Genomic DNA, 22394 nt, shown 5'->3' with positions numbered 1-22394 from the left:
GGTATTTCGGAGATGAGTGTCATGCAGTTGATCCCGCACCAGGACTCGCCGCGCTACGTGAAATTACACGCGGACGATAACGTCGCCATCGTCGTCAACGACCAGGGCGTCGCCGCTGGCGGTCGCTTCCCGGATGAGCTGGTGGCCGCCGAGTCGATCCCGCAGAGCCACAAGGTGGCGCTGGTGGACATCGCCGAAGGCGCGCCGGTGCTGCGCTACGGCACGGTGATCGGCTACGCCCTGGCGCCCATCGCCAAGGGGCGCTGGGTGACCGAGCAGTTGCTCAGCCTGCCGGAGCCGCCGGAGCTGGATGCGCTGCCACTGGCCACCGAGGTGCCGCCCACTGCCGAGCCGCTGACCGGCTACAGCTTCGAGGGTTACCGCAATGCCGACGGCAGCGTCGGCACGCGCAACCTGCTGGGCGTCAGCACCACGGTGCAGTGCGTGACTGGCGTGCTGGATCACTGCGTGGAGCGCGCCCGTCGCGAACTGCTGCCCAAGTACCCGCACGTCGATGACGTGGTGGCGCTGACCCACAGTTATGGCTGTGGCGTGGCGATCAATGCGCCGGACGCCATCATCCCGATCCGTACGCTGTACAACCTGGCGCGCAACCCCAACCTCGGTGGCCAGGCGCTGGTCATCGGTCTGGGCTGCGAGAAATTGCAGCCGGTGCAGCTGATGGACGGCGACGCACTCACCGCCGGGCAGGACGAGGCACAGTGGCTGTACCGCCTGCAGGAATCCGGCAACGGCTTCCAGGGCATGGTCACGCAGATACTGGAGCTGATCGAGGAGCGTCTGGTGGTCCTCGACCAACGCCGCCGCGAGACGGTGCCGGCGTCGGAACTGGTGGTGGGCATGCAGTGCGGCGGCAGTGACGCCTTCTCCGGCGTCACCGCCAACCCCGCGCTGGGCGTCGCTGCCGACCTGCTGGTGCGGGCCGGCGCCACGGTGATGTTCTCCGAGAACACCGAGGTGCGCGATGGCATCCACCTGCTCACCGCCCGCGCTGTCAACCGCGAGGTGGCCGAGCAACTGGTCGCCGAGATGGACTGGTACGACCGCTACCTCGCCCGCGGCATGGCCGACCGCAGCGCCAACACCACGCCGGGCAACAAGAAGGGCGGGCTGAACAACATCGTCGAGAAGGCCATGGGTTCCATCGCCAAGTCCGGCAGCAGCGCCATCGCCGGCGTGATCCCACCGGGCGCACGGGTGAAGGGCAGGGGCCTGCAGTACTGCGCCACCCCGGCCAGCGACTTCATCTGCGGCACCCTGCAACTGGCCGCCGGGATGAACCTGCACATCTTCACCACCGGACGCGGCACGCCCTACGGGCTGGCCATGGCGCCGGTGATCAAGGTGGCCACCCGCACCGAGCTGGCCGAGCGCTGGCCGGACCTGATCGACGTCGACGCCGGCCGCGTCACGTCCGGGCGCATGACCCTGGACGAGCTGGGCTGGGAAATCTTCCAGCTCTACCTCGAGGTGGCCAGCGGCAAGGTCCACACCTGGGCCGAGCGGCATCACCTGCACAACGACCTGGTGCTGTTCAACCCGGCCCCCGTGACTTGATGCAACCGCTGGGCTGATCCACCCCTGATCGACGGCGCCTCCCGGCGCCGCCGGCCTCCCTTTGCCTGAAATCCCGCGCCTGCCCGCACCACTGGGACGGGTGGCGCTCACCCTGAAATCCACGAACCGGAGACAACAATGAAAAACTCCACCCTGGGCGCTGCCATCGCCTGCGCCGCCCTCGGCCTTCTCGTGCCCGCCGCCCAGGCTGCCGGCTTCATCGAAGACAGCAAGGCCAGCCTGACCCTGCGCAACTTCTACATCAACAGCGACAACCGCAACGGCACGGCCGAGCCGAGCCGCCAGGAAGAGTGGGGCCAGGGCTTCATCCTCAACTACGCCTCGGGCTACACCCAGGGCACCGTAGGCCTTGGCGTCGACGCCATCGGCCTGCTCGGCATCCGCCTCGACAGCGGCGGTGGCACCCATTACGAATCGGCCAGCCAGCAGGCCGGCACGGTGTTTCCGTCGAAAAGCAACGGCGAGGCGGTGAACGACTTCAGCAGCTTCGGCCCGACCCTGAAGGCGAAGATTTCCAGCACCGAACTGCGCTACGGCACCCTGATGCCCAAGCTGCCAGTGGTGACCTATAACGACGGTCGACTGCTGCCGGGCACCTTCGAGGGCGGGCAGGTGACCAGCGCCGATATCGACAACCTCAGCCTGGTGGCCGGCAAGCTGGAGCACACCCGTGGGCGCAACTCCAGCGACTGGCGCGGTATGTCGATCCAGGGCGCCAACAGCGGCGCCACGGTCCGCGACAGCAACGAGTTCTACTACGCCGGCGGCGACTACAAGCTGAGCAAGGACCTGACGCTGCAGTACTACTACGGCCAGCTCAGCGAGTTCTACCAGCAGCACTTCCTCGGCCTGCAGCACAGCCTGAACCTCGGTCCCGGCGTGCTGAAGACCGACCTGCGCGCCTTCGACAGCGACTCCGACGGCAAGAATGGCAGCGCCTCCGGACGCGCCGACGGGTACCTCTCCAGCGGCTACTACGGCAATCGCGTGACCAAGGGCGAAGTGGACAACCGCGCCTACAGCGGGATGTTCACCTACAGCCTATCCGGGCACAGCCTTGGCGCCGGCTACCAGGTCATGAACGGCGACAGCGACTTCCCCTACCTGAACCGCGGCGACGGCGCCAGCGGCAGCGCCTACCTGATCACCGACGTGCAGATCGGCAAGTTCCTGCACGCAGGCGAACGCACCTGGGTGGCGCGCTACGGCTACGACTTCGCCCAGGCCGGCCTGCCGGGCCTGACCTTCGCGGCAATCTACCTCAAGGGCGACGACATCAGGACCGCCAGTGGCGACCAGGGTGAATGGGAGCGCGACCTGACGTTGTCCTACGTGATCCCCGAAGGCACCCTCAAGGGCCTGGGCTTCTCCTGGCGCAACGCCATGCTGCGCAGCGGCCTGCCCGCCAGCGGCTCCGGCACCCCGACCCAGCGCGACCAGGATGAGAACCGGCTGATCGTCAGCTACACCTTGCCGCTGCTGTGAGTTCAGTAATGCAGAGACCGTAGGGCGCATAACCTGGAACAGGTTATCCGCCGTCGCCTCCACCAGTGGCGGATAACGCTGGCGCGTTATGCGCCCTACGAGACTGAGGGCGGACCTTGTCCGCCGCTCGCGGGCGTGGCCCGCTCCTACAGGGGGCACGGAGCTCTTGCAGGAGCGGGCCATGCCCGCGAGACCCCCGCGACGAGCTTCCAAGGGGCAAGAAAAAAGGCCCCTCGCCGGACTGGCGAGGGGCCTTTTCGCGGACGAAGTCCGCCCCTACGTCAGTTGCATCATCCGCGCGAAGCCTTCCAGCGACGGATCACCAGCTTCTCCAGTTCCACCGCGAAGAACACCGCGATACCGATACCCAACGAGATCAGCCAGCCGCTGAAGGGCAGGGCGACGGTGTGGAAGGCGGTCTGCATGAAGGGCACGTAGATCACGAAGCACTGCAGCAGGATCAGCGCCAGGGTCACGGTGAGCAGCGCGCCGTTGCGCAGCAGCGCCGTGTTCAGCGAGAACTCTTCCTGCAGCCGGCAGTTGAACAGGTAGGCCCACTGCGCCGTGACCAGGGTGTGCAGGATCATGGTGCGGATGTGGTCGGTGTCCTGGCCGTTGCTGACCATCCAGGCTTCCAGTAGGAAGGCCGCGGCGGTCAGCAGGCCACCCACGTAGAGCACCCGCCAGACCGCGAAGCCGTTGAGGATCGACTCCTTCGCGTTGCGCGGCGGCCGGCGCATCATCCCCGGCTCGCCAGGCTCGAAGGCCAGGGCGAAGGACAGGGTGGTGGAGGTCGCCATGTTCATCCAGAGGATCTGCAGCGGCGCCAGCGGGATCACCGCGCCGGCGAGGATCGCCATGACGATCAGCAGACCCTGCGCCATGTTGGTCGGCAGGATGAACAGTACGGTCTTCTTCAGGTTGTCGTAGACCCGGCGGCCTTCGCGCACGGCGCCGGCGATGGTGGAGAAGTTGTCATCGGTGAGCACCATGTCGGCGGCTTCCTTGGTCACCTCGGTGCCCTTGATGCCCATGGCGATGCCGACGTCGGCCTGCTTCAGCGCCGGGGCGTCGTTGACCCCGTCGCCGGTCATGCCGACCACTTCCTCGTTGGCCTGCAGCGCGCGCACCAGGCGCAGTTTGTGTTCGGGGCTGGTGCGGGCGAACACCGAGTACTGCATGGCGAGGGCTTTCAGTTGCGAGTCATCGGCCTGCTCCAGCTCCTGGCCGGTCATGGCGCGCAGGTCGTTGCCCATGCCGAGCATGCCGGCGATGGCCACGGCGGTATCCGGGTGGTCGCCGGTGATCATCTTCACCTGGATGCCGGCGCGCTTGCACAGCGCGATGGCCTCGATGGCCTCCGGGCGCGGCGGGTCGAGCAGGCCGGCGACGCCGAGGAAGATCATGCCGTCCTGCACGTCCTCGTGGTCGATCACGCCGTCATCGGGCTGCACTGGCTTGTACGCGGCGGCGAGCATGCGCAGGCCTTGCCCGGCGATGAAGCTCATCTCGCGCTCCCAGTACTCGCGGTCCAGCGGCTCCACGCCGCTGGCGCCGAGCTGTTGTTGGCACATGCGCAGCAGCACGTCGGGTGCGCCCTTGAGGTAGACCAGGCTCTGCCCGGCGACGTCGCAGCGCCGCGCCATGTACTTGTAGGCGGAGTCGAAGGGAATCTTGCCGAACTTCTGGAACTCTATTTCCGGCAGGTTCGCCTTGCGCGCCAGGACCTTCAGCGCGCCCTCGGTGGGGCCGCCGACCACGCCCCAGCGTCCTTCCTCGTTGAGTTGCAGGCTGCTGTCGTTGCAGATGTCCACCGCGCGGATGAAGTCGGCCAGCGCGGCGTGTTGCGACCAGTCCAGCTCGTCGCTGGTGCTGCCGAAGGTGATGCGGCCCTTGGGCTCGTAGCTCTGGCCCTCCACCGCGTAGAGACCGTTGGCGAGCAGCACGCTCTTCACGGTCATCTCGTTCATGGTCAGGGTGCCGGTCTTGTCCGAGCAGATCACGCTCATGGCGCCCAGGGTTTCCACGGTGGGCAGCTTGCGGATGATCGCCTTGTTCTGCGCCATGCGCTGCACGCCCAGCGACAGGATGATCGAGACGATCGCCGGCAGTCCCTCGGGCACCGAGGCCACCGCCAGGCTGATCAGCGACAGCAGCAGCTCGCCGAAGGGGTAGTCGTGCCAGAAGAAGCCGATGACGAACAGCACCACCATCATGCCGATGATCAGCTGGAAGATGCGCTTGCCCAGTTCGGCGATCTGTCGCAGCAGCGGGGTTTCGCCCTCGTCGACGTTGGCGATCAGCTTGTTGATGCGCCCAAGCTCGGTGGCCGGCCCGGTCTCGATCACCACGCCGCGCGCGTTGCCGGCGCTGACGTTGGTGCCGGAGAAACCGAGGTTGGTGCGGTCGGCCAGCAGCGCTTCCTTGTCCAGTGCGTCGGCGTGTTTGCCCACGGTGAGGGATTCACCCGTGAGCATGGATTCCTCGACCTGCAGGTGGTGCACGTCGAACAGGCGCACATCGGCGGGAATCTTGTCGCCGGGGCGCAGGATGACGATGTCGCCGGGCACCAGCTGGGCGGCGTCCATCTCGATCTTCTTGCCGTTGCGCACCACGTGGGCGGTGCTGCTGAGCATGCCGCGCAGGGCGGCGAGGGATTTCTCCGCCTTGTTTTCCTGGAAGAAGCCGATGCCCGCGTTGATCACCGCCACCAGCAGGATGACGAGGGTGTCGGTCCAGTGGCCCATCAGCGCGGTGGCCACGGCGGCGGCCAGGAGGATGTAGATCAGCACGTCGTTGAAGTGCCGGGCGAAGCGCAGCCAGAGCGGGTCGACTTCCTTGGCCGGCAAGGCATTGGGACCAACGCGCAGCAGCCGCGCCTCGGCTTCGTCGGGGGAAAGGCCTTGCGCGCTGGTCTGCAGGTCGGCCAGGGTCTGGTCGACGCTCTTGCGGTACCAGTCGGTGCCTTTGGGTTCGGTGTCTTGCGGTTTGCCGTCGGTGGTTTGCGGTGCAGTCATGCTTCGACTCCCGGCTCCTGCCTGTTGGGAAAGTGGGACTGCCCCCAGACTAGACCGCGGGAATTGCACCGGAACTGTCATACCTCAAAGTTCTTCGATTCCTAGCTGAACGCTTCCTGAACGGCGTAGGAATCGAGAATGTAGGGCGCATAACGCGCCAGCGTTATCCGCCGCGAGGCCATCGGCGGATAACCCGTTCCGGGTTATGCGCCCTACGGTTCTATGGAACGTCCGGCGCCAATTCCTGCGTGGCCCCCACCCGACTGGCCTGCCGCCAGCGGTTCGGCGTGCAGCCCACCAGCTTGCGGAAACTGCGGCAGAAGTGCGACTGGTCGGCGAAGCCGCATTCCTGGCCGACCTGGGAGATCGGCGCATCGCCGCTGGCCAGCAACTCGCGGGCGCGGTCGATGCGCAGGCGCAGCGCCCATTCCCGTGGCGCAAGTCCGGTGGCCTGCTTGAAGGCACGGGAAAAATGGCTGCGTGACATGCCGCATTGCTCGGCGACATCGGCGATGTACAGGCGGCTGAGCAGGCTGCCGGCGAGAATGTCCTTGGCCTTGCGCTCCTGCCAGGGGGCGAGGGCGAGGCGTTCACCCGTGTCCGCGCCATCGTTGCAGGGCTCGGGCACCCTGTAGTGTTCCAGCAGATGCTGGCAAAGGCGCTGGCTGGCTTGCTGTACGCCGTCGCCCTGGCTTTCCAGCTCCTCCATGAGCTGCAGGACCAGGCGGTGGGTCTGGGGGGCGAGCATGGTCGCTACCTGGTGGGCAGGTGCGGGCATGGCGTCTCTCTTCTCGTTCTAATGGCGGCCGAAATGCCGCTCCGGAATGTAAAAAATTCAAGGTAAATCAAGGTGATCCGATGCTCAATCGGATTAAGCCAAACGGTACGCGAATGAGCACACACGTCCAAGAAAAATGCCCTGTTTCATGATCGACTGGCGCGACCCTTGTCTTGTGCAAAGATGCCGACTCCCACAGCCCCGAGCGACCAGCCATGAACCGAAACGACCTGCGCCGCCTGGACATGAACCTGCTGGTGATCTTCGAATCCCTGATGCTGGAGCGGAACCTCACCCGCGTCGGCGAGAAGCTGTTCATCACCCAGTCCACTGTCAGCGCCGCCCTGGCGCGCCTGCGCGACCTGTTCGACGACCCGCTGCTGGTGCGCGCCGGCCGCGCCATGGAACCCACCAGCCGGGCGCTGCACATCTTCGAGGAGCTGCGCCCGGCAATGGACGTGATCTCCGCCGCGGTCAGCCGCGCCAAGACCTTCGAGCCGGAGAGCAGCTGCAATATCTTCCGCCTGGGGCTTTCCGACGACGCTGAGTTCGGCCTGTTCCCCGCGCTGCTGGCACGCCTGCAGCAGGAAGCGCCGAACATCACCGTGGTGGTGCGCCGCGCCAACTTCCTGCTGATGCCCGCGTTGCTGTCTTCCGGCGAAATCACCGCCGGCGTCAGCTACACCACCGACCTGCCGGCCAACGCCAAGCGCCGCAAGCTGCGCGATATCGGCGTGAAGGTGCTGCGCGGCGACGATCGTCCCGGCCCGCTGAGCCTCGACGAATACTGCTCGCGACCGCATGTGATGGTGTCCTTCTCCGGCGATCTGAACGGCGCCATCGACCTGGACCTGGAGCGCATCGACCGCCGCCGTCGCGTGGTGCTGGCCGTGCCGCAGTTCGGCAGCCTGCGCGCTCTGCTGCGCAACACCGAGATGATCGCCACCGTCCCCGACTATGCCGCCTGCGCGCTGGTGGAAGACAGCTGCCTGCGTGCCGAGGACCCGCCGCTGGAGATCAAGCCCGCGGAGCTCTCGCTGGTCTGGAGCGCCGCCCACGACAACGACCCGGCCGAGCGCTGGCTGCGCGAGCGGATGGTCGAGTACATGAGCGCGCCGGTGCCCTGAGGCCCGAGTTTCGGCCTTTGTAGGATGGGTGGAGCCTGAGCGATACCCATGCTGCTGGTGCATGGGATTGATGGGTATCGCTGCGCTCCACGCCATCCTACGGTGTGTTTCTCCTGATGACTTACCAGGCACCCTTGTAGCTCGTAGGGCGAATAACCTGGAACAGGTTATCCGCCGGTTCAGTTGCGGCGGACAACGCTGGCGCGTTATGGGCCCTGCGAACTGAGCAGAGCACCCTTGCAGGTGCGGGCCAGGCCCGCGATCGCGGACAAAGTCCGCGTCCAGCGGAGTGCGTCAGTGCCGGGCATATCCCGCTCCTGCAATGGCTGCTCGCTACGGCGCGACGGCGCTGAACGCCCGCGCGAGGGCGTCGATCACCGCCCGTACCCGCGCGGTATGGCGCACGTCCTTGTGGGTCACCAGCCACACGTCGTAGGGCTGGGGCGGGCGCTCCGGCCACAGGCGGACCAGTCCGTCCGCCTCGCCCATCGGCAGCGGCAATTCCCCTACGCCAAGGCCGGCGGCCAGGGCGCGGCGGACCATGAAGCCGGAAGTGCAGGTCATGGCGATGCGTCCGTGGATGATCGGCTCGCAGGCGAGAAATACTTCCTTGCCCGCGTCGATATACGGCTGATAGATCACCAGGTCGTGCCCGGCGAAGGCGCTCCCCGGTTCGGGAGCCCCGCGTTGCTCGACATACTGCGCGGAGGCGAACAGTCCGCTGCCCCAGCGTGCCAGGCGTCGAACGATCAGGTCAGGGTTTTCCGGCTGGTGGGTGCGCACGGCGATGTCGGCTTCGCGCTTGCTCAGGTTGAGCATCTGCGTGGAGGTCTGCAGTTGCACTTCGATGCCCGGTTCCTCGCGGTGCAGGGCGGCGACCGCGGGGATGATGAAATCGGCGGCGAAGGAGTCGGTAGTGGTGACCCGCACCACGCCGCTCATGCGGTCGTCCATGCCGAGGATCCGCCGTTGCAGCTCGGCAGCGGACGACTCCATGGCCTGCGCTGCCGCCAGGGCGATCTCGCCGGCGGCGGTCAGGCTGTAGCCGGCCGAGGTGCGCAGGAACAGCGTCGCCTCCAGCGAACGTTCCAACGACGCCAGGCGCCGGCCCACGGTCGCCTGGTCCACCGCGAGCACGCGGGCGGCGCCGCGCAGGGTCTGTTCGCGGCACAGGGCGAGGAACACCCGCGCGTCGTCCCAGTTCATCATGGCGAAATCCTCTTGATGCAAAAATGCGGTGCTGAGATGAAAACTCGCTGCATTATTTCATCTTCGCGCGACTTTATGATCCCCCCATCACCACTCAACGGCGCCGCCCTGACGGCGCGATAGGGGTTGTCATGAATACCGATGCTTCCCGCCTCGCCAGCCGAGGCTCCCTCTGGTTGCCGATCTGGGCGGGCCTCTGCGCCAGCCTGGTCGGCATCGGCCTGGCGCGTTTCGCCTACACGCCGCTGATCCCGGCGCTGATCGAGGCGCACTGGTTCTCGGCTTCCGCCGTGGTTTACCTGGGCGCCGCCAATCTTGCCGGCTACCTCGTCGGGGCGCTGGCCGGGCGCCCGCTGGCGGCGCGCTGGTCGAGCACGGCGGTGCTGCGCGGCATGATGCTGCTGGTCACGCTGTCGTTCTTCGCCTGCGCCTGGCCGCTGAACCAGGCGTGGTTCTTCTTCTGGCGGCTGGTCTCGGGGATTTCCGGCGGGGTGATCATGGTGCTGGCCGCCAGCACCATCCTCCCGCACGTGGCCGCCAATCGGCGTGGGCTGGCGAGCGGGGCGATCTTCCTCGGCATCGGCCTGGGCATCGCCGCCTCTGGCACCCTGGTGCCGCTGTTGCTGGCGCTGGGGCTGGTGCAGACCTGGCTCGGCCTCGGTTTGTTGGCCCTGGTGCTCAGCCTGAGCAGCTGGTTCGGCTGGCCACAGGAGCAGGCTCATCCCCAGGCGCACAGCGTTGAGGGCGTGCGCGCCTCGGCGGGCATCTACGTGTTGTTCGCCCAGTACGCGCTGATGGCCGCGGCACTGGTGGCGCCGATGATGTTCCTGGTGGACTACGTGGCCCGGGGCCTGGGCGCCGGTACCCACGGCGGCGCGCTGATCTGGACGCTGTATGGTGTCGGCGCCATCGTCGGGCCGGTGGTCTACGGCTTCCTCGCCGACCATCTCGGTGCGCGGGCGGCGATCCGCCTGGTGCTGGTGGCGCAATGCATTGCCCTCGGCCTGCTGCTGGAAACCGGTGACCTGCGCCTGCTGGGCGTGGCGAGCGTGGTGATCGGTTCGTTCCCGCCGGGCATCGTGCCGCTCGCGCTGGCGCGGGTGCATCAGCTGGTGCCCGGTCACGCTGCGCAGAGCGCTACCTGGAGCCGCGCGACGGTGTCCTTCGCCAGCTTCCAGGCCATCGCCGGCTACGCCTACTCGGCGCTGTTCAGTGCAAGCCACGGGCACTACGCGCTGCTCTTCGCGGTGGCAGCGGGAGCCATAGTGCTGGCCCTGCTGATGGAGACGGCGCTGCTGTTCAAGGCCTCGCCCCAGTCCGGCGTGCCGGCCCGCGGCTGACTCAGAACACGCCCTTGAGCGGGTACTCGACGATCACGTAGATGCGGTCGATATCCGCGCCGCCCTGGGCGTCGTTGGCACGGTGCGAGACCTGCGCGAAGCTCAGCGCCAGGTCCTTGGCTGGGCCGGATTGCACCACGTAGCGCAGGTCGAGATCGCGCTCCCAGTGGCGCCCGCCGTCGCCATAGGCAGGCTGGCAGGCCCCGCCGTCCATGGGGTTGTAGGCGCCGCCGCAGGGGGCGTGAGTGCCGTCGATGCCGCTGCCGCGCACGTAGCGCGTGGAAAAGGTCAGGCCGGCGAGGCCGGCGCTGGCGCCGTCCCACTGGTAGCGCGCCTGCCAGGAGTGCTCGCCGGGGCCGTTGAAGTCGGCGTACTTGATCGAGTTGGCGAGGTAGATGGAGTCGCCGCCGACGAAGTCGAAGGGCGTGTCGCCATCGATCTTCTGGTAGGCAAGACTCAGCGCATGGCTGCCCAGGGCGACCTTGCCCAGCAGGCTCCAGGCCAGGGTGTCGATCTCGCCGGCGCGGGCGCTGCCGGTATCGCCGGTCTTGTACAGGTTGGCGTCCACCGACCAGCGACCGAAGTGGCCGTTGAGGTTGGCGTAGGCCTGGCGCCAGACGTCGTCCAGCTGGCTGGCGTAGAGCGCGCCGCCCCAGTTGGCGTCGGGCGCGCTCCAGGTGGCGCCGGCCAGGCTCAGGCCGCCGAAGCGGGTGCTGGCGCCGTAGCCTTCGAACTCGCCGTGGCTGGAGCTGGAGTCCTGGTTCTTGAACGCAGTGAAGCGCCCGGCCTGCAGTCGCAGGTTGGACAGGCTGCGGTCGTCGAGGAACCAGCCGGTGGCGTATTCGGGTTGCAGGCGCTTGTCACCAGTGTCGAACACCGGGGTCTCCACTTCCATCTCGCCCCAGGCGAGGGAAGTCTTTTCATGCACCAGGCGCAGCGCGGCGCCGGCGTCGGAATACTCGCTCTCGCTGCGGCCGTCGCTGTCCAGTGGCAACAGGCCGGTGCCGGCGTGGCCGCGCCCGCCGTCGAGCTTCAGGCCGAGGAAGGCATGGGCATCGACGCCCAGGCCGACGGTGCCGGGTGTGACGTCGCTGCTGAACTTGCCGATGAAACCCTGCGCCCATTCACGGCGCAGGCTCTGGCCGTTGGGGCCAGGGCTGCGGTAGTCGTTGTCGAGGAAGTAGTTGCGTGACAACAACGACCAGTCGGCGGCGTGGGCCTGGACGCAGGCAAGCGTCAGTGCGCAGGGGAGCAGGAGGTTTTTCACGGTCGGGGCTCCGTCCGAAGTTCACCCAGGCGGGGCAGGGCGAGGCGATAGCTGCCAGGGCCGGCCATCGCCAGGCCGGCGAAGAGGATCAGCATCCACCAGGCGAACTGGCCTTCTTCCAGCGACCATTGAGGGTGCACGAACAGCAGTGCCACCAGGAGCACGGCGATTACCGGCAGGCAGGCGAGGCGGGCGAACACGCCGAGGATCAGCAGGATCGGGCAGAGCACTTCGGCGAACACCGCCAGTGCCAGGGTCGGCGTGGCGCCGAGGCCGAAGGGGTCTTCGATGTGCTGCAGCTCGTTCTGCCAGTGCAGCAGCTTGGGCAGCCCATGCACCTGGAGCAGCAGGAGCGCGGCGGCTACGCGCATGAACAGCAGCGCCAGGGCGCCGGAACGGTCTTGGGTCGGCATGGTGGGTATCCCGGAAATGAAAAAGGGGCGGCAATGCCGCCCCTTTCTGCTGCTCAGGCTCAGTGGCCTTCGCTGGCGTTGAACATGGTCTTGGCGTAGATCAGGCCGAGGCCGTAGGCGCCGCCGTGCTCGATGGAGGTCTTCACGGTCGCATCGTAGGTTTCGCCGCGGGCCCAGTCGCGTTGCAGTTCCAGCAGGTACTGCAGGGAGGTCATGGGGCGCGCGCCCAGCTGGATCATTCGTTGCAGGGCCATCTCGTGGGCTTCGGTGGACACGTCGCCACAGGCGTCGGCGATCACGTAGACCTCGAAGCCCTGGTCGATGGCCGACAGGGCCGGGCCGACGATGCACACGGAGGTCCAGAGGCCGGCCAGGACGATCTTCTGCTTGCCGAACTTGTTCACTTCCACGGCGATGCGCGGGTCTTCCCAGGTGTTCATGCTGGTGCGGTCGATGACGTTGTGTTCGGGGAAGACCGACTTGATCTCGTCGAAGATAGGGCCGGAGAAACTCTTCTCGGCAACGGTGGTGAGGATGGTGGAAACACCGAATTCCCTGGCCGCCTTGGACACCAGCGCTGCGTTGTTGCGCAGGGTTACCGCGTCGATGGACTTGGTCGCGAAGGACATCTGCGACTGGTGGTCGATCATGATCAGGGTGTGGTCGGTGGGGTTGAGCAGGGTCTTGCCGGGAACGGCTTTGGCGATGGCGGTCATGGTCGGATTTCCTGGTGGATTGCGTGGAGTGGGAAGAGGGCGTCTGGAGTGTCTTTTCGGCCTGCAGGACTTGGCTGCAAACCGTGGACACATCTTTGCCGAACGCTGCGAGGCGCGGAACAGACAGCCCGGCAGGGTGGCTTTGCAGTTCTGCAAGGGCGTCCGGGGCGCTTCGATGGGCAGACTATGGTTTCGCCGCCACGGCATTTATTGGACCTGTGTGCTCGGCCCGCCTGGCGGAGAATGATGCAAACGTGCGATTCGCCGGCGCGGCGAATGGGTACAGTGGTTTTTTCCTATACCGGGGCACGCGAGACCGCCAAGCCCCGTTTGCGTGCGAGTAGAAGAATGAAAACAGTGGCCATGGTGCTGTACGACGATGTGCTGGCGCTGGATGTGACGGGGCCGATGGAGGTGTTCTCCATGGCCAACCGCTACCTGCCGCCGGAGCGGCATTACCGTTTGCTCACGGTGGCGGCGAAGCCCGAGGGCGTGCGCGCCTCCAGCGGCCTGAAGATGAGCGCCGACCTGCCGCTGGAAGCGCTGCTCGCCGGCGTGGACCTGCTGCTGGTGCCCGGCGGGCCCGGTGCCTACAACGGCAACAACGAGGCGCTCAACGCCTGGTTGCCGGCGGCGGCGCGCGCGGCGAAACGCTACGGCGCGGTGTGCACCGGCGCCTTCCTGCTCGGCGCGGCCGGGCTGCTCGACGGCTACCGCTGTACCACTCACTGGAACTACCTGGATCGCCTGGCACAGCTGTATCCCCGCGCCGAGGTGCAGGCCGAGCGCATCTACGTCATCGACCGCAACCTGATCACCTCCGGCGGCGTCACCGCCGGCATCGACATGGCGTTGGCGGTGGTCGCCGAGGACCACGGCAAGGACGTTGCCCTGGAAGTCGCCAAGGTGCTGCTGGTGGTGCTCAAGCGCCAGGGCGGGCAGACGCCGTTCGGCCCGCTGCTGGTCTCGGTGGTGCGCGACGGCTCGGTGATCGCCCGTGCCCAGGCCCACGTGGTGGACCACATCGACGAGCCGCTGACAGTGAATCGCCTGGCCGAGCTGGTGGCCATGAGCCCGCGCAACTTCGCCCGCGCCTTCCAGCGCGAGACCAGCATGACGCCCATGCAGTACGTGCAGAGCGCGCGGATCGACCATGCGCGCAAGCTGCTGGAAAGCAGCGACCTGCCGCTCAAACAGGTGGCCAGCCGCAGCGGCTTCGGCAGCCCCCGGCACATGCGTACGGTTTTCGGCGAGCGGATCGGCATGACGCCGAGCCAGTACCGCGAGCAATTCGGTTTCGCCTGATGGCAGTGCGCCGCATTTTCAGCCGGATGACCGTCCGGCGCACCCAAGTTGGCCGAATCCTTCCCCCCGCGGGAATTGCGCTGTCACACGAGGGCGGGAAAATACCCTGACCAATAATCAGGGGCGCGTCACCTCGGTACTGGCCAGATCGCCTGGAATACCCGTTGTAGAGCGATCCGTCAGATCCGCAGACGTGAGCAGGACATGAGCGCAAGCACGGAAAACCGCACCGAGACCATCCTGCAGTTCGGTCGCTTCCAGTTCCACCCCTACAAGCGCCAGTTGCTGCAGGGGGATCGCCCGGTGCGCATCGGTAGCCGGGCGCTGGACATTCTCCAGGTGCTGATCCGCCAGCCCGGCGAGATCATCGGCAAGGACACGATCATCGCCCAGGTCTGGGGCGATACGGTGGTCGAGGAAATCAACCTGCGCGTGCACATCGCCGCCCTGCGACGTGCACTCGGCGAGGGCCGCACGGGTGAGCGCTACATCGCCAACGTGCCGTTGCGCGGCTATGGCTTCGTCGGCGTGGTGGAGAGCGTGGTCGCTCCGGCGCAGGCTGTGGCACTGCCGTGTGAAGTGCGCGCGAGCAACCTGCCGGTCCTGCTGATGGGCCTGGTCGGCCGCCAGGCGTTGCTCGAGCGGGTGGTGAAGCAGATGCCCGCCACGCGCCTGATGACCCTGGTCGGCCCCGGCGGCATGGGCAAGACCTCCCTGGCGATCCACGCTGCCGAGCAGCTCGGCAGGCATTTCAGCCAGGTGCGCTTTCTCGACCTCTCCGCCGACCCGGATGGCGTCTCCCTCAGCCAGAGCCTCGCCGTTCTCCTGCGCGAGCCGGCCTATGAACCGACCCTGCTGTTGCTGGACAACTGCGAGCACCTCGCCGACCGCTGCGCCGAGGCGGTAGAGCATCTGCTGCGCCTGCACCCGGCACTGAGCATCCTCGCCACCAGCCGCGAGCCGCTGCGCGCGGAAGGGGAGCGTGTGGTGCGCCTGCCGCCGCTGGAGATGCCCGCGCAGGACGATGCGCCACTGGCACTGGCCATGTGCAGTTCGGCGGTGCAGCTGTTCGTGATGCGCGCGCGGGAGGTCTGCGACCGCTTCGAACTCAAGTCCGGCCAGGTGCGCGCGATCATCGACGTCTGTCGGCGCCTGGACGGTATTCCCCTGGCCATCGAGATGGCCGCGCGGCAGGTGGGCATCCTTGGCCTCGCCGGGCTGCCGGCACTGCTGGACACGCCCATGCAACTGCTGATGCCCGGCCGCCGCACCGCGCCAGCCCGACAGCAGAGCCTGCGGGCGACCTACGACTGGAGCTACGCGCTGCTGGACGCCGTCGAGCAGCGTTGCCTGGGCTTGCTCGCGCAGCTGGCGGACGGCTTCACCCTGGACACCGCCGTCGCCTCGCTGGACGACAAACGCTGGTGCCGCGAGTGCGTGTTCGCCGCCGTGCGACAACTGGCAGACAAGTCCTTGTTGTGGGTGGAGCAGGGCGAGAGCGAAGTGCGCTACCGCGTGCCGCATACGGCGCGTGCCTATATGCGCCAGGTGACCTTGCCGGAGCTTGCCATCACCACCGTGTAAACGTTCCCCTTCCCACAGGTGAGTCCGGGCGGCTACTGAATCGCCGCCACCGGCTGCCCGGCCACCTGCCGGCTTGCCGCTTCCTGCGGGGCGGGGTTGGCCCAGTCGGCAGCCTTGAAGTCGCGGCGGATCAGGCCGTAGCTCTTCGCGGCCGTGATGGACGCATCCAGGCGACCGAGAAAGTCGGCATCGAGCTTCGGCGACAGCACGTCCACCAATGGCCGGTCCTGGTATTCGCTCTTGAAGATCACCGCCGGGTAGCTGGCCTGCTTCGACACCAGTTCGATATAGGCATCGCGGTTGGCCTCCGCACTGGCCCATTGCACGGCCTGCAGCTGCACCTTGAGCAGGCGCTCGGTGATGTCCGGGTGGGCGTCGACGAATTCGCCGTTGCCCACCAGCAGTGCCTGCAGGGTGCCGGCGCCGCCGAGGTCGCGGGTGTTCAGCGGGATTTCTGCCAGGCCCTTGTCGCGCAGGGCGAACAGGCCGGCCAGGCCCCAGGTGGCGTCGATCTGCTTGGCCGCCAGCGCCGCGAGGGCTGCGCTGAAGTCGAGGTTGATCACCTTCAGGTCCTTCTCGGTGAGGCCGGCGCTGGCCAGGGCGTTGTCGAAGGAGAGTTGACTGGCAGTGCCGCGGAAGATGCCCACGCGCTTGCCCTTGAGGTCGGCCAGGGTCTTGATCCCCGAGCCCGGCTGCACGCCCAGGTAATGGTTCACGCCGCGCGCGGTGGCGGCCAGCACGCGGCTGTCCAGGCCGCTGGACTTGCCGATGATCGCCGCCAGGTCGCCCAGGTAGGCGAAGTCCACCTGGCCATTGGCGAAGGCTTCATTGACCACCGGGCCGGCCCCCTTGAAGAAGCTCCATTTCACCTGGATGCCGTCCTTGGCGAATTCCTGCTCCAGCAGTTGGCGGGTGTAGAGGATGTCCACCACGCCGCCGCCGGAGTGGTTCTGCCCGGCGCTGACATCGGGCACGGCGATGCGGATTTCCTTCACCGGGTCGGCGGCCTGGGTGAACAACGGATAGGCGCCGAGCAGGCCGGCCAATACCGGCGCAGCGAAGAGGGACAGCAATTGAGTAGTGAGGGCCTTCATGGCGCCTGCCTCCTGCAGATGGGGGAGCGCGTGTGGCTCCGGCGCCCGCACTAAAGGCATGGGGCTGCTCATCAACAAAATAATAAAAAGTGATTTTTTAGTAATTATTCGAGCTAAGCGAGCAGCCGCAGGCCTCTGCGGGCAGATGCCCTGCGGGCATAAAAAATATTCGGCGAATGCATTGGATGAGCGTGCGGGCCTTCCCTTAAATGGCCTGTGTTAGCTCATAAATGCATTTATATAACTATTTATATTCCAATGAAGAATATTACGAAGCCGTATCGCCTTGCTCTTCCCAGCCCCCGCCTGAGGCCTTCCATCTTCGGCTGGCGCGGGCTCGCACCCATCCTGCCGTGGCTGGTGCCACTGGCCATCGGCGTGCTCTGGTGGTTCGCCAGCCACCGTCACTGGATGTCCGCGCAGATCCTGCCCACGCCCGAACTGGTGCTGCAGGCCGGCCGCGAGCTGCTTGCCGGCGAGCTCTGGCAGCAACTGGGCATCAGCCTGAAACGTCTGCTCTGGGGCCTGCTGGCCGGCATCCTCAGCGGGCTGGCACTGGGCGCCTGGCTCGGCTTCAGCCGCCGCGCCGAGCGTCTGGTGCTGCCCACCTTCAGTGCTTTGGCGCAGGTCCCGACCCTGGCCTGGATTCCGCTGTTCATGCTGTTCTTCGGCATTGGCGAACTGCTCAAGCTGGTAGTGCTGATCAAGGCCATCATCGTGCCGGTGACGCTGCACACCCTGGTCGGCGTGCGCGATGCCCAGCCGCGCCTGCGCGAGGCCGCTGCCGTGCTGCGCCTGCCGCACCGGCTGTTGCTGTGGCGGTTGATCCTGCCGGCGGCGCTGCCGGCGTTCCTTACCGGCGTACGCCTGGCACTTGCGCAGGGCTGGACCTCGCTGCTGGCCGTGGAACTGCTGGCTTCCAGTGAAGGCGTCGGCTACCTGATGGTGCAGGCGCGCCAGCTGTTCATGCTCGATATCGTGTTTGTCTGCATCCTGGTCATCGGCCTGGTGGGGGCGGCGATGGACCGCGGCATCCAGGCGCTGGACCGGCGCCTGGTGCACTGGCCACAGCAGGCTGCAGGGGAGCTGCGCCGCGCAGCGTTCCAAAGCAGCGGAACGGGGCAGGGCTGGGAACGCCTGCAACCCTGGCTGCTGCCGCTGGCGCTGCTGGCGATCTGGCAGGCGGCGAGCGCGTCGGAGTGGGTCGACCCCGCCATTCTCGCCAGCCCCGCGTCGGTAGCTGTCGCGCTGTGGGATGGATTGCTGGATGGCAGCCTGACCGTCGCGTTGCTGGCCAGCCTGCAACGCACGCTCGCCGGCCTGCTGTTGGGCGGCTCGCTGGGCTTCCTGCTCGGCCTGGGACTGGGCCTGTGGCGCCCGGCGGAGCGGCTGCTCGGTCCGTCCTTCGCCGCGCTGCGGCAGGTGGCGATCTTCGCCTGGGTGCCGCTGCTCACCGCCTGGTTTGGTTTGGGCGAGCTGGCCAAGGTGGTGTTCGTCGGCCTGGCTGCATTCTTTCCGCTGCTGCTGGCCACCCAGCGCGGCATCGCCAGCCTGCCGGCGCAACTGAGCGAGGCGGCCATCGCCCTACGCCTCTCGCCCTGGCAGCGGTTGCGCCGCTTGGTGCTGCCGGGCGCCGCGCCCTCGGTGTTCGCCGGGGTGCGCCTGGCGCTGATCTACGCCTGGCTCGGCACCATCGGCGCCGAGTACTTCATGCCTTCGGACGGCGGTATCGGCAGCCTGATGATCGGCGCGCAACAACTCTTCCGCATGGACCTGGTAGGTGCCGGCATGTTGCTGGTTGGCCTCACCGGAGCCCTGCTGGCCGCCCTCGGCCAGCGCATCGAAGCGCGGGTGACGCGCTGGAGACACGCATGAACGCATTCGCATCGCAGGCACTGGTGAGCTTTCGCCAGGTCGCCAAGAGTTTCCCCGTGGACGGCCGCGAGCTACAGGCCATCGAACGCTTCGACCTGGAGATCGCCGACGGTGAGTTCATCGCCATCGTCGGCGCCAGCGGTTGCGGCAAGTCCACGCTGCTGCGGCTGCTGGTGGGGCTGGACCGCGAATTCCAGGGCGAGATCCGCATCGACGGCGCGCTCATCGACGGCATTGGCGGCGAGCGCGGCATCGTGTTCCAGGAGCACCGGCTGTTCCCCTGGCTGAGCGTGGAGCAGAACGTCGCCCTCGGCCTGGTCAACGAACCGCTGAGCGAGACCGGCAAGGCCGCCAGGGTCGCCGATTATCTGCAGCTGGTAGGCCTGACGGCCTTCGCCCGCGCCTACCCGCATCAGCTTTCCGGCGGCATGGCGCAGCGCGTGGCAATTGCCCGCGGCCTGGTGGCCAGCCCGCGCATCCTGCTGCTGGACGAGCCCTTCGGCGCGCTCGATGCGCTGACCCGCCAGCAGTTGCAGGAGGAGCTGCTGCGCATCCGCCAGCGCGAACGCATTACCACCGTGCTGGTGACCCATGACGTCGAAGAGGCGCTGTTCCTCGCCGACCGCGTGGTGGTCATGGCGCCGCGTCCGGGGCGCATCAAGCGCATCGTCGAGGTGCCGCTGGCGCATCCGCGCGAGCGCGGTGGCTACGACTTCCTGCGCCAGCGCGAGGCGCTGCTGCACGAGCTGACGGGCGAGGGCGACTACGTCGCGCCGCAGCTCAAGCGGGTGGAAGACCTGCCGTTCGAGTTCATTGCCTGCTGATCCAGAGAACCCGCCCTTGCAGGCCCACCCAACCTAACGAGTCCGACCATGAGCAAACGCCCCAACTTCCTCGTCATCGTCGCCGACGACCTCGGCTTCTCCGACCTCGGCGCCTTCGGTGGCGAGATCGCCACGCCGCACCTCGACGCCCTGGCCCTCGACGGTCTGCGCCTGACCGACTTCCACACCGCGCCGACCTGCTCGCCGACGCGCTCGATGCTGCTTACCGGCACCGACCACCACATCGCCGGCATCGGCACCATGGCCGAGGCGCTGACCCCGGAGCTGGAAGGCAAGCCCGGCTACGAGGGCTACCTGAACGACCGCGTGGTGGCGCTGCCGGAGCTGCTGCGCGAGGCCGGCTACCAGACGTTGATGGCCGGCAAATGGCACCTGGGCCTGAAACTGGAGCAGGCGCCCCACGCGCGCGGCTTCGAGCGCTCATTCTCGCTGCTGCCGGGTGCCGCCAACCACTATGGTTTCGAGCCGCCCTACGATGAAACCACGCCGCGCATCCTCAAGGGCACGCCAGCGCTGTACGTGGAGGATGACCAGTTCATCGAGGAGCTGCCGGCGGACTTCTATTCCTCCGACGCCTTTGGCGACAAGCTGATCGACTACCTCAAGGAGCGCGACCAGAGCCGGCCGTTCTTCGCCTACCTGCCGTTCTCCGCGCCGCACTGGCCGTTGCAGGCGCCCAGGGAGGTGGTCGACAAGTATCAGGGCCGCTACGACGCCGGCCCCGAGGCGCTACGCCTGGAACGGCTGGAGCGGCTCAAGGAGCTGGGCCTGATCGAAGCCGACGTAAACGCGCATCCGGTTTTGGCAATCAGCAAGGAATGGGGGCGCCTCAGCGACGAGGAAAAGGCGAAATCGGCGCGAGCCATGGAGGTCTACGCGGCGATGGTCGAGCGCCTGGACTGGAACGTCGGGCGTGTCGTCGAATACCTCCGCCAGCAGGGCGAGCTGGACAACACCTTCGTCCTGTTCATGTCCGACAACGGCGCCGAGGGAGCGCTGCTGGAAGCCTTCCCGCGCTTCGGCCCTGATCTGCTGAGCTTCCTCGACCAGCACTACGACAACAGCCTGGAGAACATCGGCCGCGCCAACTCCTACATCTGGTACGGCCCGCGCTGGGCCCAGGCGGCCACCGCGCCGTCGCGGCTGTACAAGGCCTTCACTACGCAGGGCGGCATCCGCGTGCCGGCGCTGGTGCGTTACCCGGCGTTGCAGCGCCAGGGTGAGATCAGCCACGGCTTTTCCACGGTGATGGACATCACCCCGACCATTCTCGACCTGGCCGGCGTGCGCCATCCGGGCAAGCAGTGGCATGGCCGCGAAGTGGCCGAGGTGCGTGGCAAGTCGTGGCTGGGCTGGCTGTCCGGCGAGACCGAGCAGGCCCACGACGAGAAGACTGTCACCGGCTGGGAGCTGTTTGGCATGCGCGCCATCCGCCAGGGTGACTGGAAGGCGGTGTACCTGCCCGCGCCGGTCGGCCCGGCCACCTGGCAGCTCTACGATCTGGCCAGCGATCCCGGCGAGACAAGGGACCTGGCCAAGAGCGAACCGGCGAAGCTGGAAGCGCTGATCGAGCACTACAAGCAGTACGTCAATGAGACCGGTGTGATCGACGCGCCGCCACCGTTCCTGGCGCGCTGATTGCCAGCGCCGGAGCCTGTCTGCTCCCTCGCTCATGCGTGCCCGTGCGGGAAGGAAGGACAGTCCCGCGCGGGGGAGAGAACCGGTGGCCGCCCGACTGCTCGGACTGACGGCGGCCACCGGAATGCACTTCCCATCGGTTTGGCTGCGCTGGCCTTCTGTCTTATCGGCTTACGTCGGCCCGTCCTTGAGGCCGTCCTGGTGGGCCGCGGACAGATGGGGCTCCTGCCGGCTGTCCTCGGGCTCGATGTCCACCAGTTCTTCCAGCGACTCCTCGCGGGTCACTCGAGGGTCGGGGTCAGGGGTATCCACGGGGGTTTTCATGCTCACCTCGCTTGCGGGGCCTGCTTGCCGGCCAGGGCGCGCAGACGTGCACCGGCCACGACCACCTTGCGCGGCCGGTGGGTCGGATTCACCGGAACGAAGGTCTGCAGTTCGATGCGCTTGAGAAACCAGTCGACGTTGTCCTCCTCCAGCGGACCTTCCACGGTCATCAGATCTCGCCGGATACGCTCCACGAGGTTGTTCAGCAACACGGCGCTGGTCTGCTCCTCGTGCTGGATGACACGGGAGATCAGGCGCTTGCCCGCGGCATTGCGCAGGTTGATCAGCAGCGTGCCGTCGGGCCTGGTGGTGAACTGTGGACGGTAGTCGCTGAACAGGTGGCTCAGGTGCTCGATGGCAGTGTCGCGGCAACTGGACATGTCGATCCCTCCCGGTGGTTGGCAAAAGCCGGAGCGCTGGCTTGAGCCTGAAACCTCGCATCAGCCGTGCCAGGCCGGGAAAGACTGTTTCATCCGCTTAACAGGTTGTTATTGCTGGAAATCGTGCGCACATGCTGGCCTTTGGTCACTTGCAGGATGCAAGGTTGCACCGGCAAGAGGCTGGATAATGCACGGCCATCAGCTTTGCCGCCGTTCAAGTCGCCATGGTTGCCCCCTGGCAGGCCTTCCGTCCGAAACCCGCACGGGCCCGAAGGTAGCCTTGATATCAGCGGCGCCTGCCAGCGCGGGCGATCCGCTTGCCGATGCCGGCGAGTCCCGGCGCCTGGGCCAATCGCCAGCATTTCCCTCCGGCAGCCGAGCGGGCAGGGTTGAACCAG

The 22394-nt window shown here is 67.0% G+C and carries 18 protein-coding genes; 9 read left to right on the top strand and 9 right to left on the bottom strand.

Annotation, left to right across the window (positions count from 1 at the left end; genetic code table 11):
• Nucleotides 1–21: 21 nt before the first annotated feature.
• Both garD and IB273_RS06985 read left to right on the top strand, forming a co-directional pair.
• Nucleotides 22–1578: a galactarate dehydratase gene (gene garD, locus IB273_RS06990; protein WP_192223646.1), complete on the top strand. Its 1557-nt coding sequence runs from the start codon at nt 22–24 to the stop codon at nt 1576–1578.
• Nucleotides 1579–1716: 138 nt separating this feature from the next.
• The gene (locus IB273_RS06985; RefSeq protein WP_192223645.1) at nt 1717–3084 is read left to right on the top strand and encodes an OprD family porin; all 1368 of its coding nucleotides are present in this window, start codon (nt 1717–1719) and stop codon (nt 3082–3084) included.
• 290 nt (nt 3085–3374) lie between these two features.
• Here IB273_RS06985 and IB273_RS06980 read toward each other — a convergent pair whose 3' ends face one another.
• Nucleotides 3375–6101: a cation-transporting P-type ATPase gene (locus tag IB273_RS06980; protein WP_192223644.1), complete on the bottom strand. Its 2727-nt coding sequence runs from the start codon at nt 6099–6101 to the stop codon at nt 3375–3377.
• A gap of 220 nt (nt 6102–6321) precedes the next feature.
• Nucleotides 6322–6879: an AraC family transcriptional regulator gene (locus IB273_RS06975; RefSeq protein ID WP_192223643.1), complete on the bottom strand. Its 558-nt coding sequence runs from the start codon at nt 6877–6879 to the stop codon at nt 6322–6324.
• Between the two features lie 215 nt (nt 6880–7094).
• Between IB273_RS06975 and IB273_RS06970 the strand changes: the two genes are divergently transcribed.
• Nucleotides 7095–8006 carry a LysR substrate-binding domain-containing protein gene (locus IB273_RS06970; RefSeq protein WP_192223642.1) on the top strand — a complete coding sequence of 304 codons (912 nt, stop codon included), beginning with the start codon at nt 7095–7097 and terminating at the stop codon, nt 8004–8006.
• Between the two features lie 333 nt (nt 8007–8339).
• Here the strand turns inward: IB273_RS06970 and IB273_RS06965 are convergent, their stop codons facing one another.
• Entirely contained in the window at nt 8340–9212 is an 873-nt protein-coding gene (locus IB273_RS06965) for a LysR family transcriptional regulator (RefSeq protein WP_151189684.1), read from the bottom strand.
• A 134-nt stretch (nt 9213–9346) separates the two neighbouring features.
• Between IB273_RS06965 and IB273_RS06960 the strand changes: the two genes are divergently transcribed.
• A complete protein-coding gene (locus tag IB273_RS06960) occupies nt 9347–10555 on the top strand; it encodes a YbfB/YjiJ family MFS transporter (protein WP_192223641.1) in 1209 nt (402 codons plus the stop codon).
• Nucleotide 10556: 1 nt separating this feature from the next.
• Here the strand turns inward: IB273_RS06960 and IB273_RS06955 are convergent, their stop codons facing one another.
• Genes IB273_RS06955 through IB273_RS06945 form a run of 3 tightly spaced genes read right to left on the bottom strand, consistent with a single transcriptional unit; the run spans nt 10557 to nt 12951 of the window.
• The gene (locus IB273_RS06955) at nt 10557–11822 is read right to left on the bottom strand and encodes an OprD family porin (RefSeq protein WP_192223640.1); all 1266 of its coding nucleotides are present in this window, start codon (nt 11820–11822) and stop codon (nt 10557–10559) included.
• Nucleotides 11819–12235, bottom strand: coding sequence for a DoxX family protein (locus IB273_RS06950; RefSeq protein ID WP_081520540.1), 417 nt, complete (start codon nt 12233–12235; stop codon nt 11819–11821). Before IB273_RS06950 ends, IB273_RS06955 begins: the two co-directional genes overlap by 4 nt.
• Before the next feature lie 59 nt (nt 12236–12294).
• The gene (locus IB273_RS06945; protein ID WP_151187302.1) at nt 12295–12951 is read right to left on the bottom strand and encodes a hydrolase; all 657 of its coding nucleotides are present in this window, start codon (nt 12949–12951) and stop codon (nt 12295–12297) included.
• Between the two features lie 348 nt (nt 12952–13299).
• Here IB273_RS06945 and IB273_RS06940 point away from each other — a divergent pair, with 348 nt between their 5' ends.
• Both IB273_RS06940 and IB273_RS06935 read left to right on the top strand, forming a co-directional pair.
• On the top strand, nt 13300–14256 hold the full coding sequence (locus IB273_RS06940; protein WP_167523198.1) for a GlxA family transcriptional regulator: 957 nt from the start codon (nt 13300–13302) through the stop codon (nt 14254–14256).
• Nucleotides 14257–14460: 204 nt separating this feature from the next.
• Entirely contained in the window at nt 14461–15840 is a 1380-nt protein-coding gene (locus IB273_RS06935; RefSeq protein ID WP_192223639.1) for an ATP-binding protein, read from the top strand.
• 32 nt (nt 15841–15872) lie between these two features.
• On the opposite strand, the gene IB273_RS06930 is transcribed toward IB273_RS06935, so the two are convergent.
• Nucleotides 15873–16934: an ABC transporter substrate-binding protein gene (locus IB273_RS06930; protein WP_192223638.1), complete on the bottom strand. Its 1062-nt coding sequence runs from the start codon at nt 16932–16934 to the stop codon at nt 15873–15875.
• 258 nt (nt 16935–17192) lie between these two features.
• Between IB273_RS06930 and IB273_RS06925 the strand changes: the two genes are divergently transcribed.
• Genes IB273_RS06925 through IB273_RS06915 form a run of 3 tightly spaced genes read left to right on the top strand, consistent with a single transcriptional unit; the run spans nt 17193 to nt 21292 of the window.
• The gene (locus tag IB273_RS06925) at nt 17193–18809 is read left to right on the top strand and encodes an ABC transporter permease (RefSeq protein WP_225610086.1); all 1617 of its coding nucleotides are present in this window, start codon (nt 17193–17195) and stop codon (nt 18807–18809) included.
• On the top strand, nt 18806–19633 hold the full coding sequence (locus tag IB273_RS06920) for an ABC transporter ATP-binding protein (RefSeq protein ID WP_081520534.1): 828 nt from the start codon (nt 18806–18808) through the stop codon (nt 19631–19633). Before IB273_RS06925 ends, IB273_RS06920 begins: the two co-directional genes overlap by 4 nt.
• 48 nt (nt 19634–19681) lie before the next feature.
• Nucleotides 19682–21292, top strand: coding sequence for an arylsulfatase (locus IB273_RS06915; protein WP_192223637.1), 1611 nt, complete (start codon nt 19682–19684; stop codon nt 21290–21292).
• A gap of 171 nt (nt 21293–21463) precedes the next feature.
• Here IB273_RS06915 and IB273_RS06910 read toward each other — a convergent pair whose 3' ends face one another.
• Complete coding sequence (locus IB273_RS06910) at nt 21464–21616, bottom strand: hypothetical protein (RefSeq protein ID WP_167523197.1); 153 nt, start codon at nt 21614–21616, stop codon at nt 21464–21466.
• Nucleotides 21617–21618: 2 nt separating this feature from the next.
• The gene (locus tag IB273_RS06905) at nt 21619–21996 is read right to left on the bottom strand and encodes a DUF3509 domain-containing protein (protein ID WP_151187296.1); all 378 of its coding nucleotides are present in this window, start codon (nt 21994–21996) and stop codon (nt 21619–21621) included.
• Between the last annotated feature and the right edge of the window lie 398 nt (nt 21997–22394).

Origin of the sequence: Pseudomonas sp. PDM19 (genome assembly GCF_014852215.1) — a bacterium.
In the GTDB taxonomy this organism is placed as follows: Bacteria; Pseudomonadota; Gammaproteobacteria; order Pseudomonadales; family Pseudomonadaceae; genus Pseudomonas.
Note: the sequence above shows the minus strand (reverse complement) of the source record. Positions and strands in the feature narration are given on the sequence as shown.